A 15,469-nucleotide genomic window follows, 5' to 3' on the forward strand; every position below is an offset into this window, starting at 1 on the left:
TTCATACAATATCGCGGCGATAAACTCTGAATCCCCACAGACCTTAGGGCGGTTCAGCCCCCGGCGGGTCCGTTCGCAGTCAGATCGTCGACCGTGCCCATGATGGCGGCGAAGGCCTCGCTCGCCGGCAGTTCGTCGGTGCTGCGCAGCGGCATCTGCCCGCTGTCGAGAATCGCGTGCAGCGCGGCGCGCGCGCGCGACACGCGGCTCTTCATCGTGCCCACCGCCACGCCGCAGATTTCGGCGCCCTCGTCATAGGACAGCCCCCCCGCACCGATCAGCACCAGCGCCTCGCGCTGATCGACCGGCAGCAGCATCAGCGCGCGCTGCACGTCGGCCAGGTGCAGGCTGTCGTCCTGATCGTCGGGCGCGACCAGCATCCGCTCGGCCGCAAGCTCGTCATAGTCGGCGGTGAATTTACGGCGCCGCATCTGCGACAGGAAGCAATTGCGCAGGATGACGAAGGCCCAGCTCTTCATGCTCGACGGGCCCGGGACATATTGGGCGCGCGCCTTCCACGCCTTTAGCATCGTTTCCTGCACCAGGTCGTCGGCGAGGTCGGCGTTGCCGCACAGGCTGCGGCCGAAGGCGCGCAGATGCGGGAGCAGCGCCGCCAGCTCGCGCTTGAAGCTGGCGTCGTCGAGCGGACCGGTGGCGGCGATGTCGGAGGTGCGGCTCATGGTCGGCGCCGATCGGGACGCAAGAACCGCGCGGAAGAAAAATCATGCATTCCGTCGTTACTTAGCGGGTGGCGACGCCGATGCAAAGCCTATCGCGCCGGTGGCAAATACCTAGGGTCAGGGCCGCGCCCACGCGGGCCCGTGCCCGCTCACTGTGGTTTTAGGGCAACGCATCTCGTCGCAAAAAATCGGACGCGGGGAACCTGCGGCTCCCTCTGTCGTTGCTTCGGAATGGCAACGCACGGAGAAAACAGGATCAACGGCGCACATGCGCCCGGCCGCGCTGTCGACGCGCCGCGCCGGATGCACGGTGGCTTTCCGGGCACGGGAAGCGACCAGTGGCACCGGACGCTGACGGGCCGCCAGTCGCCCGAGCCGGTCAGCGCCAGGCTGCGCATGATCTATGGTAACATCGTCGCGGAAAGACTGCCCGACGGGATGCTCGATCTCCTGTCCCAGCTCGATCAGAAAAGCCCGACCAAGGAATGACCCGAACCCAAGCTGCGGCGCCATCGCAGGACGACAAGCGTTTGACCGATGGCGAATTCAAGACGCTGCTCGCCGGCGTCATTCCGCACCTGCGCGCCTATGGCCGCAGCCTGTCGGGCAACCCCGACCTCGCCGACGACCTGACGCAGGACACGATGGTCAAGGCCTGGGCCTCGCGCGACCGGTTCGAGCGCGGCACCTCGATCAAGGCGTGGACCTTCGTCATCCTGCGCAACACCTTTCTGTCGCAGATGCGCCGCAACAAATTCCGCGGCGATTACGACGAACTGGCGGTCGAGCGCACATTGTCCACCCCCGCCTCGCAGGAAGAGGCGAGCGAGATGGCCGATCTGCAGCGCGCGCTGATGGAATTGCCGCAGGACCAGCGCGAGGCGCTGATCCTCGTCGGCGCGGGCGGCCTGTCCTATGAGGAAGCGGCGAGCATCTGCGACTGCGCGCTCGGCACGATGAAGAGCCGGGTTTCGCGGGCGCGCGGCGCGCTCGAGGAGATCATGACGCGCGGCCAGTTCTCGCAGAAGCGCGCCGACGCGCCCCCGGCGAGCGAGGCGATGGATGCGATCATGGACAGCGTCGAAATCATCGCCGCGCGCCGCGAAGAATCGCGGCGCTGACGGACGCCGTGTCCCCGCGAAGGCGGGGACCCGGAGCCATGCGAGGCCACTCTGGCCTCCGCCTTCCGGAAGCGCGCGGCTTTTCGACGACTTCGGCGCCAGAGAGCCAGGCCACGGAGCCCCCCCCCACTCTCTCCCGCTCGACATTCGGCCGATCGCGCGCCAGACTGCATCGGTCTCCCCAGCCAAGCGAGTATTTGCGATGATGAAGCTTCCAGCCCTCGCCCTTTCCGCCGCGATGATCGTCGCCGCCTGTTCGACCGGCCCGGCGAGCAACGCCGCCGACAATGCGCGGTTCGACGCCTCGGGCGAGCAGCCCGCGGCGCCGCTTGCCGACGCGCCCTTCACCGTCGAGACGGCGGCGGCCTTCGACGAGCCCTGGGCGATGACCTTCCTTCCCGGCGGACGGCAGGCGCTCGTCACCGAACGCGCGGGCAAGCTGAAGCTGTGGCAGGAGGATGGGCCGGTGCTGGACGTCGCGGGCGTTCCGCCGGTCGCCTACGGCGGGCAGGGCGGATTCGGCGACGTGATCCTCGCGCCCGATTTCGCGACCACCGGCACCATCTATCTGAGCTGGGTCGAGGCGGGCGACGGCGACAATTTCGGCGCGGTCGTCGGCACGGCGAAGCTGGTCCAGGGCGACGCGCCGCGGCTCGACGGTCTCCGCATCATCTGGAAACAGGACCCCAAGGTGCCGGGCCGTGGCCATTTCTCGCACCGCCTCGCCTTCTCGCCCGACGGCAAGCATCTCTTCATCACCTCCGGCGAGCGGCAGAAGTTCGACCCGGCGCAGGACATGAAGGCCAATCTCGGCAAGGTCGTCCGGCTGAACCCCGACGGCAGCGTTCCCGCCGACAATCCCTTTGCCGCGCAGGGCGGCGTCACCGCGCAGATCTGGTCGCTCGGCCACCGCAACCTGCTGGGGCTCACCTTCGACGGCGCCGGGCGGCTGTGGAACCAGGAAATGGGGCCGAAGGGCGGCGACGAGGTCAATCTGGTCGAACGCGGCGCCAACTACGGCTATCCGATCGTGTCGAACGGCGACCATTATGACGGCAAGCCGATCCCCGAGCATGCAACCCGCCCCGAGTTCGCCGCGCCGAAGCTGTGGTGGAATCCGTCGGTTTCGCCGGGGGGGCTCGCCTGGTACGGCGGCGACCTCTATCCCGGCTGGCAGAACAGCCTGCTGATGGGCGCGCTGTCGGGGCAGGGCCTGATCCGCATGCGCGTCGACGGCGACCGGCTGCACAAGGCCGACCGCTGGGATTTCGGCACCCGCATCCGCGAGGTCGAGGTGCGCGAGGACGGCAGCGTCTGGCTGCTCAGCGACGGCAAGGACGGCAAGCTGCTGAAGCTGGTCCCGAAGGGCTGATCCCCGCGCGGGCGCATGCCATGATCCGCACCCTGCTCTCGCGCCGCGCCGAATGGCCGGCCCGCGTTCCCGATCCCGACGCGCCGCCGCCGCTCGGCCTGTTGTGGCGCGAGGTCGCGGCGCTGCTGCGCGCGCTGGGCGGGCGCGTCCGCCCGATGCCGCCGGAACCCAACCCCGACAGCCCGTGGCCGCCGGTGATGATCCTTCCCGGCTTCCTCTCCGGCGACTGGTCGACCAAGGGGCTGCGCGCCGACCTGCGCCGCGCGGGCTTTCGCTGCTATGCCTGGGGCCTCGGCTTCAATCGCGGCGCCACCGCCGACATCATCGAGCGGATCGACACGCGCGTCCAGTGGATCATCGACCGCACCGGCCGCGCGCCCGCGCTCGTCGGCTGGAGCCTCGGCGGCATCTATGCCCGCGAATATGCGAAGCATCACCCCGGCCGGGTGGCGCGCGTCGTCACGCTGGGATCGCCCTTTTCGGGCAGCCGCCGCGCCAATCGCGCGTGGCGGCTCTATCACCTGATCGCGCGCCATCCGGTCGACAATCCGCCGATCGACTTCCACCCGGCCCCGCGCCCTGAGATGCCGACCTTCGCCCTGTGGTCGGCGCACGACGGGGTCGTCGCGGCGGCGAGCGCGCGCGGCCTGCCGCACGAAAGCGACCGGCAGGTCGAGGTCGATTGCGGCCATATGGGGTTCGCCTATGCTCCGACCTCGGTCGCCGCAATCGCCGCAGCGCTGACCGAAGAGGTCGCGGCGCGCGATCAGCAGACGTCGATCCGGTAGTCGGCGCCCGCGCGCCACGCGAACAGCATACGCCCCGGCCGCCGGCCCGCCTGCCCCGTCGGCACGAAGCCGATCCGGCGCAGCAGCGCTTCGGAGCGCGCATTGCCCGGACGGCATTCGGCGACGATCGTGCCGCCGGGCCACGCCGCCGCCAGATCGCGCACCACCGCCGCGACCGCCTCGCGCGCCAGGCCCCGGCCGCGCGCCGCGGCGGCGAACCAGTATCCGACCTCGTGATCGCGGCCGCGGCGATGCACCCCGATCACGCCGATCAGCGCCGCGCCTTCGCGCACGGCGTGAAAGACGTCATTGCCGTCCGAACGCGCGATCAACGCGTGGGCATCGGACTCGGTGAACGGGGTGGGCAGGAAATGCACCTGCTCGGTCACCGACGCATCGGTGATCGCGGCAAGTGCGGGCGCGTCGGCGGCGTCGAGCCGATCGATGCGGCAGCGCGCGGTGGTCAGGCGGATCAATGTTTCTGTCATCTTGCGGCTTTCCGAAAAGGCGCGCCGTGGCAGAGAGGGTGTGGTTTCGGGATGATGACCAGGCGCCTTCCGACACGGCGGCGATGGTCATGATAGGTGATGCCATGCCGCTCCTTAGGTAAAGGAGCGCCAATATGCCTTGAAACGTGGGGATCGGTCGCTGGTCATCACGGCGGCGCGTCTACCACCGCCGCGCGCGCCGATCAAGTCGGCTTGACTCGTGTCCATCACGCACTAATTAAAGTTACATGAAACGCGACAGCCGTCTTTCGGGCGTTCTCCACATCTTGCTCCACATGGCGGACGCAGGGGAACCGCGAACGTCCGAACAGCTGGCAAAGGCGATGCGGACCAACCCCGTCGTCGTTCGCCGCCTGCTGGGCGGGCTGCGCGACGCGGGGCTGGTGCATTCGGAGAAAGGGCATGGCGGGGGATGGACGGTCGCGCGAAACCTGGCCGCGATCAGCCTGGCCGACATCTATCGTGCGATCGGCCGTCCGGCGCTGATCGCAATGGGGAATCGCGACGATGCGCCCGACTGCCTAGTCGAACAGGCCGTGAACGCAGCCCTCGAGGCAAGCTTTCGCGAGGCAGAGGCGTTGCTGCTCGCACGGTTCGAACGGGTGACGCTGGCCGCGCTCGCCGACGAATTCCACGCGCGTCTCGCCGCGCTCCCCACTGCCTGCAAGGACCCTGTTCATGGCTGAAGCCATCCAATATTTCCTCGACCATTTCAAAGACCCCGAAACGGTCGCGCACTATGCCGACGGCCCGCGCCGCTTCGTGCCCGGTATGGACGGCCTCCATCGCATGACCGGGCTGCTGCTGGCCGAGCATGTTCCCGAGCGCGGGCATGTGCTGGCGCTGGGAGCGGGCGGCGGACTGGAGCTCAAGGCGATGGCGGAGGCTCACCCCAGCTGGCGCTTCACCGGCGTCGATCCGGCCGAGCCGATGCTGGCGATGGCCGCGCAGATGCTCGGGCCGAACGCGGCGCGTGCGAATCTGGTCGAGGGTGTCATCGACGATGCCCCCGCCGGTCCCTTCGACGGCGCCACCTGCCTCCTCACCCTGCATTTCCTCGACCGCGACGAACGGATACGCACGGCGGCGGCGGTCCGCGAACGCCTGCGCCCCGGGGCGCCCTTCGTCGTCGCGCACGGCAGCTTCCCCCAGGAACCCGGAGAGCGCGACCGCTGGCTCGACCGCTATGCCGCCTATGCCGTCGCTTCGGGTGCCGACCCCGATGCGACGGCGAAAGGACGCGATGCGGTGGCCCGCCACGTCGCCATGCTGTCGCCCGAAGAGGATGAGGCGGTCCTGCGCGCCGCAGGCTTTTCCGGCGTCGCGCTGTTCTATGCCGCCTTCACCTGGCGCGGCTGGGTCGCTTATGCCTGACGGTCAGAGCGTCCGATACAGGACCAGCGCGTCGACGAACCCGTGCGCCGGGTGGTCGAACGCGCCCGGCAGGCGTCCCACCACCTCGAACCCCAGCCTTTGCCAGAGCCGGACCGCGCGGTCGTTGGAGGAGACGACGAAATTGAACTGCATCGCGCGAAAGCCGCGCGCCCTGGCGCGCTCGACCGAATGATCGCACATCGCCCGCGCGATGCCGCGCCCCGTGGCGGCGGCGGCGGTCATATAGCCGCAATTGCACACATGGGCGCCGCCGCCGGCCTGGTTGGCGCGCAGATAATAGGTGCCGAGCACCGCCCCTTCGACCTCGGCGACGAACACCTCCTTGTCGGCCCCGAACCAATAGGCGAGGGCCTGTTCCTCCCCCATGTCGCGATCGAGCGCATAGGTATCGCCGGCCCGGATCGTCGGCCCGATGATCGCCCAGATGGCGGCTGCGTCGGCCGGGGTGGCGGATCGTAACTGCATGGCTGCCGTGCCTATCGCGCCGCCGCCGCGCCAGCAAGCGCCGCGATGGCTGGACGCGCTCCACCGGGCGGCATATCCCCGTCGGGCGAGGAGCCCTGCCATGAGCTATGTCTATCTTTTCATCGCCATCGTGTCGGAGGTCGTCGCAACCTCCTTTCTGAAGGAATCGCACGGCTTCACCCGGCTCGGCCCGTCGCTCGTCACGATCGTCGGCTATGCCGTCGCCTTCTATTGCCTGTCGCTGACGCTGCGCGCGATGCCCACGGGCGTCGCCTATGCGATCTGGTCGGGGGTCGGCATCGTGCTGATCGCGACCGTCGCCTGGCTGTTCCAGGGGCAGAAGCTCGACACGCCCGCGATCGTCGGCATGGCGCTGATCATCGCCGGGGTGATCGTGATGAACGTCTTTTCGGAAAGCCTCGCACAATAGCGCGGGGCCATCACGCCTCCACCGGTCGCCGCATGACGAAGGTGCCGGGACCGTAAGGACCGTCGGCGCGCGGCGCGGCATAGGCAAACCCCAGGCGCCGCCAATAGGCGTCGGCACCGCCCACCGCGACCAGTTCGATCACCGACAGGCCCGCAGCCCGCGCGAGGTTCAGGACCAGCGCAACCGCTGCCTCCCCCGCCCGCTGGCCGCGCGCCGCGGGCAGAAGCGCGATGTCGTGGAGATAATAGCTGTCGGGGTCGGCCGGGAGAGCACCCAGCGCGGCCCCGAGCTTCGGCGGCGCTCCGAGCCGCCACGGATGGGTGACGAGATAGCCGATCGCCGCCCCTTCGCCCTCGATCCCCCTGCTTTCGAGGATATGGCACCCCTGCGGATAGAGGGCGAGGCGTTCAGCAAAGGTCGCCAGCGGTTCGGTGAAGGCGCCGTGCACGGCATCGGACATCGCGGCGACCGCGGGCAGGTCGTCGGCACGCATCGGGCGCCACGCCGCCGCGCCGCCGCTCATGGCGCGTCCAGAAAGGGCGCGACGACCGCGGCCGTCACCCGCAGCGGCCGCCCGCTCGCCTTGTTGAGCAGCGCCCACACCGTCCGCGCGCGAACATGGACCCGCCCATCCGCGCCGGTGAATTCCATGAAACGATCGAACTTCGCGCCCTGCGGCGCATCGGCGACCCAAGTCCGCGCGGTGACGTTCCCGCCCGGCCCCAGCGCGCGCAGATAGTCGATCTCGTGCCGCACCACGACCCAGACATAGGCATCCTTGTGGCTCTGCGGCGCCGCGGCATCCCAATGCGCGGTCGCGACCTGCTGAATCCACTGGACCCAGACCGCATTGTTGACATGGCCGAGTTCGTCGATCGTGTCGGGCGTGGCGGTGAGGGAGAGGGTGAAGTCTTTCATCTCGATCCTCGCATGAAAGGGCATCCCCCAATCGTCATGCTGAACTTGTTTCAGCATCCATGGCCTGCGCTTTCGACAAACGCGGCGTTTCGTTCAAAGTCAGGGCCATGGACCCTGAAACAAGTTCAGGGTGACGAGGCGGGAAAGGCCTCCTTCCATAGGCAGAAGGGGGGCGATTTACGCCAGCTCGACCGTCGTCACCATATAGCCCGCGTCGCGCAGCGCCCGGACCAGCTTGTCGAGATGTTCGCGGTCGCGCGCCTCGCACTCGATGTCGGTGATCAAGCCCTTGGCGGGGAGCGTCGTGAAGATGCGCTGGTGATAGATTTCGATGATGTTCACCTGCTCGGCGTTGAACACCTCCATCACCTTGAACAGCGCCCCCGGCCGGTCCTGCAGCCGGATGCGCAGCCGCGCGATGCGGCCCGACCGCGCAAGGTCGCGCAGCAGCACGTTGGCGAGCAGCCGCGTGTCGATATTGCCGCCGGTCAGGACGAGTCCGACCTTGCGCCCGGTGAACTCCTCCGGATGCGCGAGCATCGCCGCGAGGCCTGCCGCGCCCGCGCCCTCGACCACCGTCTTCTCGATCTGGAGCAGCAGGCTGACCGCGCGCTCCAGATGTCGTTCGGCGACGAGCACGATATCGTCGTTGAGTTCGGCGACGAGGCGGCGGGTATAGGTCCCCGGCTCCTTGACCGCGATCCCCTCGGCCAGCGTATCGCCCTCGCACGCCATGTCGACGCCGTTGAGTTCGGCGTACATCGAGGGATAAAGTTCGGCCTGCACCCCGACGAGGCGGATGTCGTTCTTGATCCCGCGCGCCGCGGTTCCCATGCCGCTGAGCAGTCCGCCGCCGCCGATCGGCACGATCAGCGTATCGAGCTCGGGCACGTCCTCGAGCATTTCGAGCGCCACCGTCCCCTGCCCCGCCGCGGTGTACGGATGGTCGAACGGGTGGACGAAGGTCAGCCCGCGTTCCTTTTCCAGCTCGCGCGCATGGGCATAGGCGTCGTCGAACTTCTCGCCGAACAGCACGATCTGCGCGCCGTGGCTCGCGGTCTGCGACACCTTCACCTGCGGCGTCGTCTTCGGCATGACGATGGTCACGGGGACACCCAGCCGCTTGCCATGATAGGCCAGACCCTGCGCATGATTGCCCGCCGACGCCGCGATCACCCCGCGCGCCTTCGCCTCTTCGCTGAGCAGCAGCAGCGCGTTCAGCGCGCCGCGTTCCTTGTAGGCGGCGGTGAATTGCAGATTCTCGAACTTCAGCCACACATCGGCGCCGACCAGTTCCGACAGCGTCTGCGACTTCAGCGTCGGCGTGCGAACGACCGCCCCCATAATTCGCCCCGCCGCCGCGCGCACGTCGTCGAGCGTGATCGCCGAGAAATCGGCTGCGGAGGTCAGGGTGAGTTGATCGGTCATAGCGCTGCGCCCTAACCCCATCTGGCGCGCCACGCAAACCATGGTTATGGACCGGTGCATGAGCGAACGGACATTGCGCGTCACATTCATCGGCACCGGCGTCATGGGCGGACCGATGGCGGGGCATCTCGTCAGGGCGGGGCACAGCGTCACCGTCTACAACCGGACAAGAGCCAAGGCCGATGCATGGGCGGCGCATTACGGCGGCACCGCGGCGGCGACTCCCGCCGCGGCGGCGCGCGATGCCGACGTCGTCCTGTCCTGCGTCGGCAACGACGACGACCTCGCGCAGGTGACGCTCGGCAGCGACGGCGCCTTCGCGGCGATGCGCCGGGGCGCACTGTTCGTCGACCACACCACCGTTTCGGCACGCATTGCCCGCCGGCTTGCCGCGGAGGCCGAGGGACTCGGGTTGATGAGCCTTGACGCCCCGGTGTCGGGCGGCGAGTCGGGCGCGCAGGCGGGAACGCTGTCGATCATGTGCGGCGGATCGCCCGAGGCCTTTGCCGCCGCCGAGCCGGTGATGCGCGCCTATGCCGGGCGCATCGTCCACATCGGCGGTCCCGGCGCGGGGCAGACGACGAAAATGGTCAACCAGATCGCGATCGCCGGCGCCATCCAGGGCGTGTCGGAGGCGCTGCGCTTCGCGCAGGCGTCACAGCTCGACACCGACAAGGTGTTCGAGGCGGTATCGGGCGGCGCGGCGGCAAGCTGGCAGATGCTCAATCGCTGGGGCACGATGGCGAAGGACGAATTCGATTTCGGCTTCGCGGTCGACTGGATGCGCAAGGACCTCGGCCTCGCGCTGGAAGAGGCGCGCGCCAATGGCGCGACCCTGCCGGTCGCCAGCCTGGTCGACCAATTCTATGCCGATGTACAAAAGGCCGGGGGCGGGCGAAAGGACACCAGTTCGCTGGTGACGCGGTTGCCGAAGTGAGGGGTCAAGGGAAACATCCTCTCCCGCAAGCGGAAGGGGCGGCCAAACCCGGTCCGGCGAAGCCGGGTCCGGTTGCCGGCCGGCTGCGCCGCCTGCCCACCCCGCTGCGACTGGCGAGCAAGCTCGCAAGTCTCGCTGCCCCTCCCGCTTGCGGGAGGGGGTTACTGATGCTCGCCGCTTCGACTCTCGCCGCCCCGGCCCACGCCGACACGCTGGTCGACAATGTCAACGGCATCACACTCGACCAGCAGGGCAAGGTCGTGCGCTTCACCGGGCTCGTCATCGACAATGACGGCAAGGTGAAGCAGTTGCTCGACCGCAAGGACAAGCGGCCCGAGCGACCCGATTTCAAGGAGGACGGCAAGGGCCGCACGCTGATTCCCGGGCTGATCGACGCGCACGGCCATGTCATGGGGCTCGGCCTTTCGCTGATGACGCTCGACCTGTCGGAAACGCGCTCGCTCGACGAAGCGCTTGCCGCGATCCGCAAATATGCCGCCGCCAATCCCGACATGCCGTGGATCATCGGGCGCGGGTGGAATCAGGAGAAATGGGGTCTCGGCCGCTTTCCGACCGCCGCCGACATCGACGCGGTGGAAGCTGCCCGCCCGGTCTGGCTCGAACGCGTCGACGGCCATGCCGGCTGGGCGAACAGCGCCGCGATGGCGGCGGCGAAGATCACCGCCGCCACGAAAGCGCCCGAGGGCGGGCGCATCGAGATGGCGGGCGGCAAGCCGAGCGGCGTGTTCGTCGACGCGGCGGCGGCGCTGATCGACGCCGCGCGGCCGAAGCCGCTGGCGCGCGACCTCGACCGCGCCTTCCTGCTCGCGCAGGCGAAGCTGATCGAACAGGGGATCACCGCGATCGCCGACATGGGCACGACGATCGAGGACTGGCAGGCCTATCGCCGCGCCGGCGACCGCAGGCAGCTGACGGTCCGCATCCTCTCCTATGGCCATGATGTCGGCGACATGGCGCTGATCGCGGGGCCCGAACCGACGCCGTGGCTCTATGACGACCGGCTGCGCATGGTCGGGGTGAAGCTGTATCTCGACGGCGCGCTCGGCTCGCGCGGGGCGTGGCTCAAGGCGCCCTATGCCGACGCGCCGGGGCAGAAGGGGCTGCCGCTGCTCACCCCCGCGCAGCTCCGCAACAAGATGGTGCGCGCCTCGATGGACCGGTTCCAGGTCGCGATCCACGCGATCGGCGACGCCGCCAATGCCGAGGCGCTCGACGCGATCGCCGACCTCAACGCCGACCTGCCCGGCGAGCGCCGCTGGCGCATCGAGCATGCGCAGATCGTCGATCCCGCCGATATCCCGCGCTTCAAGCAGCTCGGCGTCATCGCCTCGATGCAGCCGATCCACCAGCCGTCGGACCGGCTGATGGCCGAGGCGCGGCTGGGGCCCGAACGGCTGAAGGGCGCCTATGCCTGGCGCAGCCTGGAGAATGCCGGGGTCCGCCTCGCCTTCGGTTCGGACGTGCCAGTCGAAAGCGCGAACCCCTTCCCCGGCATCGCCGCCGCCATCTCGCGCACCGATGCCGCGGGCCAGCCCTTCGGCGGCTGGCATCCCGAGGAAGCGGTGAGCCGCGAGAGCGCGCTCGACGGCTTCACCCGCACCGCCGCCTATGCCGCCTTCGCCGAGGATCGGCTGGGGACGCTGATGCCTGGAATGCGCGCCGATTTCCTGATCGTCGACAGCGATCCGCTGCTCGCCAGTCCCGACGAGATCCGCCGCATGACCCCGCTCGAAACCTGGATCGGCGGCGCGCGCTATTACCGGAAGAAGGGCGGCTGATGGATCGCCGCCGCCTGCTCGGCGCGCTCGCCGCGGTTCCGACGGCGCTCGCGCTCGGCGCGGCGGCGAAGAAGGAGCCGCGCGCGTCGCGCCGGCGCAAGGGTGCGAAGGCGCCCGAAAAGCATGTCGATGTCGCGGTCGTCGGCGCCGGCGCGATCGGCGCCTGGACCGCGTGGCACCTCGTGCGGCAGGGACGCAGCGTCCGCCTGTTCGACGCCTATGGCGCGGGCAACGGCCGGGCCGCGTCGAACCTGCCGACGATGCTGCTCGACCCGGTGCAGAACGGCGACGCGCTCTATGCCGGGCTGGTCGAGGACAGCATCGAGGCGTGGCAGCGCCTGTCCGACAGCGCCAGCCTGCCGATCGTGACGCGATGCGAAACCGTGACGACGCAGGCCGCCGCGGCCGAGGCGGCCGGCGAACCGCGCGGGGCCGACCGGCTCGCCGGCGACCGGCTGCGCCACCGCTTCACCCAGATCGCGTGGCGCGCGGACGAAAGCGCGCTGCTCGCCGAAAAGGCGGCGATGATCGCCGGGCGGCGCGGGGTGTTCGAAACCATCCTCGACGCGCAGGTCGAGCCCGAGACCGTCGTCATGCCCGCGCCGCTGCGCGACAAACGGCGCGACCTCTATGTGCTGCCCGACGGCGGCACCGCCGAAAGCATCGTCTATGCGAGCGGCGCCTGGCTGACCGAGCTGTTCCCCCAGATACTGACGCCGCAGCGGCTGTCGGCAGTCCGGCATCAGCTTTTCCATTTCGGCGCCGGCCAGGGCGACACGCAGTTCCGTCCGCCCGCGATGCCCGCGCTGGTCGACCGCGCCTATGGCTTCACCCTGCTCCCCGACGTCGAGGGGGTGGGGCTGCGCTGCTGGAAGGGGATGCCCGACGCCACCGTCGACCCCGACAGCTTCGACCGCCGCGCCGATGAACGCGCGCTGGCGGAGGTCCGGCAATGGCTGACCGGCCGCCTGCCGCGGCTGGCCGACGCGCCGGTCGTCGCGAGCGCGGCGGCGCACGATTGCCGCACCGTGACCGGCGACCTGCTGCTCGACCGGCTGCCGGACCAGCCGCGCGCGTGGCTGGTCGGCGGCGGCGCCGGCCGCGCTTTCGCGCTCGCCCCGGCGATCGGCGCGCGCGTCGCCGCGCATGTCGGGGATGCCGCGCGCCCTATCGAACCACGCTGGGCGCTGACGCGGCTGACGGGTGGGCTCACAGGATAGGTCTTTTCCGTTTGTCCTGAGCTTGTCGAAGGGCCGTATTTTCCTTCATAGGTTGCAAGGAAGGACTGTCCTTCGACAGGCTCAGGACGAACGGGGGATAGGGTGCGCCTCACCGACTGCCACAATATCGACGATTTCCGCGCGCTGGCGAAGCGGCGCCTGCCGTGGCCGGTGTTCGATTACATCGACGGCGCCGCCGACGACGAGGTGACGCGCCGCCGCAACCGCGATGCCTTCGATCGCTGCGACCTGATCCCCCGCGTGCTGACCGGCGTGGAGACCGTCGACATGCGCACGACATTGTTCGGGCGCGAGGTCGCGATGCCGCTGTTCCTGTCGCCGACCGCGCTCCAGCGGCTGTTCCACTGGCAGGGCGAGCGCGCGGTGCTGCGCGCCGCCGCCGACGCGGGCACCGTCGCGGGCATCTCCAGCCTCGCGACGATCGGCCTCGCCGAGGCGGGCGCGCTGACCGGCGGCCCCAAGCTGTTCCAGCTCTATGTCCATCATGATGAGGGGCTGAACCGCGCGATGCTCGACGCGGCGCGCGCGGCGCGCTTCGACGCCGTCGCGCTGACGGTCGACACGATCGTCGGCGGCAATCGCGAGCGCTGCCTGCGTTCGGGCTTCACCTCTCCCCCGCGCTTCACCGCGCGCAACATGCTCAGCTATGCGATCAAGCCGGGCTGGGGCCTCAACTATGTCTGCCGCGAGAAGTTCAGCCTGCCCAACCTCGCCACGCACGTCTCCGAAGGGTCAAGCGTTCCCCGGTCGGTCGCCGAATATTTCACCACGATGCTCGACCAGAGCCTCGACTGGCGGCGCGCCGAGGCGATCCGCAAGCAATGGGACGGCCCCTTCTGCCTGAAGGGCATCGTCGCGGTCGAGGATGCCCGGCGCGCGGTCGACATCGGTGCCACCGCGATCATGGTGTCGAACCATGGCGGGCGCCAGCTCGACGGCAGCATTGCGCCCTTCGACGCGCTCGCCGACATCGTCGACGCGGTCGGCGACAAGGTCGAGGTGATCTGCGACGGCGGCATCACCCGCGGCACCCACGTGCTGAAGGCGCTATCGGTCGGGGCGAAAGCCTGTTCGGGCGGCCGCCTCTATCTCTACGCGCTCGCCGCCGCGGGCGAGGCCGGGGTGGCGCGCGCGGTCGCGCTGCTCCGCGCCGAGATCGAACGCGGGATGAAGCTGATGGGCGCGAAAAGCCTCGCCGACCTGTCGCGCGGCAACCTGCGCTGGCGCTGAATCCAGCGAACGGGGCGGCCGCCGGAAGCCGCCCCGCCGCATCTCAGAACGACACGCCGAGCGTGAAGATCACCGCGCCGTCGGCGCCCACCGCCTCCTTGAACCCCAGCGCCTTGGGCGCGTCGGTGTTGACATAGGCGATGCTGCCCGTCAGCGCCTTCCAGCTCGCTTCGACGCCGACCGAATAATCGACGACATCGCCGTCGGCGCCGCCCAGGAAGCTGTCGCTCTTCGCGTAACCGACATGGCCCTTCAACGTGAAGGGCGTGTTCGGGACGGCGACCCCGGCGTCGGTGTAGAGATAGACGCCGCTGGCATCGCCCAGCGAGTCCTGCCCCCCCGGCGCCCACGCGATTCCGGTCTTGATCGATGCGGGGCCAAGGTCGCCCGACACCGCGAAATAGGGCTCGATCACCGACGTGTTCGAGGTGCCGGGATACAGATAGAGCGTCGCGCCGATATCGGCGGTCAGCCCCGGCGCCACCTCCTTCGCATAGCCGGCGAAGACGTCGATCTCGGTCCCGTTCGCGAAGCCGATGCTCGACCCCCAGGTGCCGACATAGAGGCCGCTGTCGTGGCCGATGCTGAAACCGCCCTGGATCGCCGCCTCCTCGTTCGACTGGCTGAAGCCGCGGAAGCGATAGTCGCTGACGACGGTGGCATTGCCCGAAATGGTGATGCCGTCGTCCGAAGCCTCCTGCGCGAAAGCGGTGGCCGGCACGGCGGACAGGACAAGGAGCATGCAGGCGCATGCGCGAGAGAGATTTGTCATGGGTTGATCCTCGAAAGTTGAATGGATCGTCCCTGCCTGCTGCGCGGCGGCCGGCCTCTGTCAGGGCCGGTCCTTCCGCACAGGCTTTGTGTCGGTCAAAATGCTGCGGCGCACAAACAAAAAATGCATCGGCGCGCGCTTGGCTTTGCCCTGCGACAAATCGGCAACAGTTGCCGACACCGGAGTTGCGAGAGAGGCCCCGAAGAGAAGAGTCGGAGCGGAGGCCGTGCGCCCTCCGCAAAAAGGCTTTCCTATTGTATCGCCGCGCGCCAGCCTCTCCCCATATCCTTCGCTGAACAAATCTGCCCCCTCCCGCTTGCGGGAGGAGCAGCGAGGCTTGCGAACTCGTTCGCTCGACTCTGATGACTTTGGATTGACCTACTT

18 protein-coding genes are annotated in these 15,469 nt (G+C 69.0%); 11 read left to right on the forward strand and 7 right to left on the reverse strand.

The features are described from left to right. Positions 1–53: 53 nt before the first annotated feature. Positions 54–680 carry a sigma-70 family RNA polymerase sigma factor gene (locus SGR02S_RS15955; RefSeq protein ID WP_067112087.1) on the reverse strand — a complete coding sequence of 209 codons (627 nt, stop codon included), beginning with the start codon at positions 678–680 and terminating at the stop codon, positions 54–56. A 231-nt stretch (positions 681–911) separates the two neighbouring features. Here SGR02S_RS15955 and SGR02S_RS15960 point away from each other — a divergent pair, with 231 nt between their 5' ends. The 4 genes from SGR02S_RS15960 to SGR02S_RS15975 all read left to right on the forward strand — a co-directional run bounded on the left by SGR02S_RS15960 (position 912) and on the right by SGR02S_RS15975 (position 3,961). Continuing rightward, complete coding sequence (locus SGR02S_RS15960) at positions 912–1,169, forward strand: NepR family anti-sigma factor (protein WP_067112089.1); 258 nt, start codon at positions 912–914, stop codon at positions 1,167–1,169. Next, positions 1,166–1,801: a sigma-70 family RNA polymerase sigma factor gene (locus SGR02S_RS15965; RefSeq protein ID WP_067112092.1), complete on the forward strand. Its 636-nt coding sequence runs from the start codon at positions 1,166–1,168 to the stop codon at positions 1,799–1,801. The genes SGR02S_RS15960 and SGR02S_RS15965 overlap by 4 nt, the downstream gene beginning before the upstream one ends. Positions 1,802–2,003: 202 nt before the next feature. Beyond that, positions 2,004–3,173, forward strand: coding sequence for a PQQ-dependent sugar dehydrogenase (locus tag SGR02S_RS15970; RefSeq protein WP_067112095.1), 1,170 nt, complete (start codon positions 2,004–2,006; stop codon positions 3,171–3,173). Between the two features lie 20 nt (positions 3,174–3,193). After that, positions 3,194–3,961, forward strand: a complete 768-nt coding sequence (locus tag SGR02S_RS15975) for an alpha/beta fold hydrolase (protein WP_067112098.1) — start codon at positions 3,194–3,196, stop codon at positions 3,959–3,961. On the opposite strand, the gene SGR02S_RS15980 is transcribed toward SGR02S_RS15975, so the two are convergent. Beyond that, positions 3,940–4,449: a GNAT family N-acetyltransferase gene (locus tag SGR02S_RS15980; protein ID WP_067112101.1), complete on the reverse strand. Its 510-nt coding sequence runs from the start codon at positions 4,447–4,449 to the stop codon at positions 3,940–3,942. The genes SGR02S_RS15975 and SGR02S_RS15980 overlap by 22 nt on opposite strands. A gap of 248 nt (positions 4,450–4,697) precedes the next feature. Here SGR02S_RS15980 and SGR02S_RS15985 point away from each other — a divergent pair, with 248 nt between their 5' ends. Both SGR02S_RS15985 and SGR02S_RS15990 read left to right on the forward strand, forming a co-directional pair. Continuing rightward, a complete protein-coding gene (locus SGR02S_RS15985) occupies positions 4,698–5,156 on the forward strand; it encodes an Rrf2 family transcriptional regulator (RefSeq protein ID WP_067112104.1) in 459 nt (152 codons plus the stop codon). Then, positions 5,149–5,844 (forward strand): class I SAM-dependent methyltransferase, encoded by a 696-nt coding sequence (locus SGR02S_RS15990; RefSeq protein WP_067112107.1) that lies wholly within the window; start codon positions 5,149–5,151, stop codon positions 5,842–5,844. Before SGR02S_RS15985 ends, SGR02S_RS15990 begins: the two co-directional genes overlap by 8 nt. 3 nt (positions 5,845–5,847) lie before the next feature. Here the strand turns inward: SGR02S_RS15990 and SGR02S_RS15995 are convergent, their stop codons facing one another. Then, positions 5,848–6,330 carry a GNAT family N-acetyltransferase gene (locus SGR02S_RS15995; RefSeq protein WP_067112109.1) on the reverse strand — a complete coding sequence of 161 codons (483 nt, stop codon included), beginning with the start codon at positions 6,328–6,330 and terminating at the stop codon, positions 5,848–5,850. A 100-nt stretch (positions 6,331–6,430) separates the two neighbouring features. On the opposite strand from SGR02S_RS15995, the gene SGR02S_RS16000 reads away from it, so the two are divergent. Next, positions 6,431–6,760 (forward strand): DMT family transporter, encoded by a 330-nt coding sequence (locus tag SGR02S_RS16000; RefSeq protein ID WP_067112112.1) that lies wholly within the window; start codon positions 6,431–6,433, stop codon positions 6,758–6,760. A 10-nt stretch (positions 6,761–6,770) separates the two neighbouring features. Here the strand turns inward: SGR02S_RS16000 and SGR02S_RS16005 are convergent, their stop codons facing one another. The 3 genes from SGR02S_RS16005 to SGR02S_RS16015 all read right to left on the reverse strand — a co-directional run bounded on the left by SGR02S_RS16005 (position 6,771) and on the right by SGR02S_RS16015 (position 9,106). Beyond that, positions 6,771–7,283, reverse strand: coding sequence for a GNAT family N-acetyltransferase (locus tag SGR02S_RS16005; protein WP_067112116.1), 513 nt, complete (start codon positions 7,281–7,283; stop codon positions 6,771–6,773). Further along, a complete protein-coding gene (locus tag SGR02S_RS16010; RefSeq protein WP_082797193.1) occupies positions 7,280–7,678 on the reverse strand; it encodes an acyl-CoA thioesterase in 399 nt (132 codons plus the stop codon). The genes SGR02S_RS16005 and SGR02S_RS16010 overlap by 4 nt, the downstream gene beginning before the upstream one ends. A gap of 177 nt (positions 7,679–7,855) precedes the next feature. Then, positions 7,856–9,106 (reverse strand): threonine ammonia-lyase, encoded by a 1,251-nt coding sequence (locus tag SGR02S_RS16015; protein WP_067112119.1) that lies wholly within the window; start codon positions 9,104–9,106, stop codon positions 7,856–7,858. 58 nt (positions 9,107–9,164) lie between these two features. On the opposite strand from SGR02S_RS16015, the gene SGR02S_RS16020 reads away from it, so the two are divergent. The 4 genes from SGR02S_RS16020 to SGR02S_RS16035 all read left to right on the forward strand — a co-directional run bounded on the left by SGR02S_RS16020 (position 9,165) and on the right by SGR02S_RS16035 (position 14,313). Next, the gene (locus SGR02S_RS16020; RefSeq protein ID WP_082797194.1) at positions 9,165–10,043 is read left to right on the forward strand and encodes an NAD(P)-dependent oxidoreductase; all 879 of its coding nucleotides are present in this window, start codon (positions 9,165–9,167) and stop codon (positions 10,041–10,043) included. A 167-nt stretch (positions 10,044–10,210) separates the two neighbouring features. Further along, entirely contained in the window at positions 10,211–11,842 is a 1,632-nt protein-coding gene (locus tag SGR02S_RS16025) for an amidohydrolase (RefSeq protein WP_067112125.1), read from the forward strand. After that, positions 11,842–13,062: an NAD(P)/FAD-dependent oxidoreductase gene (locus SGR02S_RS16030; protein ID WP_067112128.1), complete on the forward strand. Its 1,221-nt coding sequence runs from the start codon at positions 11,842–11,844 to the stop codon at positions 13,060–13,062. Before SGR02S_RS16025 ends, SGR02S_RS16030 begins: the two co-directional genes overlap by 1 nt. A gap of 102 nt (positions 13,063–13,164) precedes the next feature. Then, positions 13,165–14,313 (forward strand): alpha-hydroxy acid oxidase, encoded by a 1,149-nt coding sequence (locus tag SGR02S_RS16035; protein WP_067112131.1) that lies wholly within the window; start codon positions 13,165–13,167, stop codon positions 14,311–14,313. Between the two features lie 43 nt (positions 14,314–14,356). Here the strand turns inward: SGR02S_RS16035 and SGR02S_RS16040 are convergent, their stop codons facing one another. Next, positions 14,357–15,085, reverse strand: coding sequence for a TorF family putative porin (locus tag SGR02S_RS16040; RefSeq protein ID WP_067112134.1), 729 nt, complete (start codon positions 15,083–15,085; stop codon positions 14,357–14,359). Positions 15,086–15,469 lie beyond the last annotated feature (384 nt).

The sequence above is a fragment of the Sphingopyxis granuli NBRC 100800 genome (assembly GCF_001591045.1).
Taxonomy (GTDB): Bacteria; Pseudomonadota; Alphaproteobacteria; order Sphingomonadales; family Sphingomonadaceae; genus Sphingopyxis; species Sphingopyxis granuli.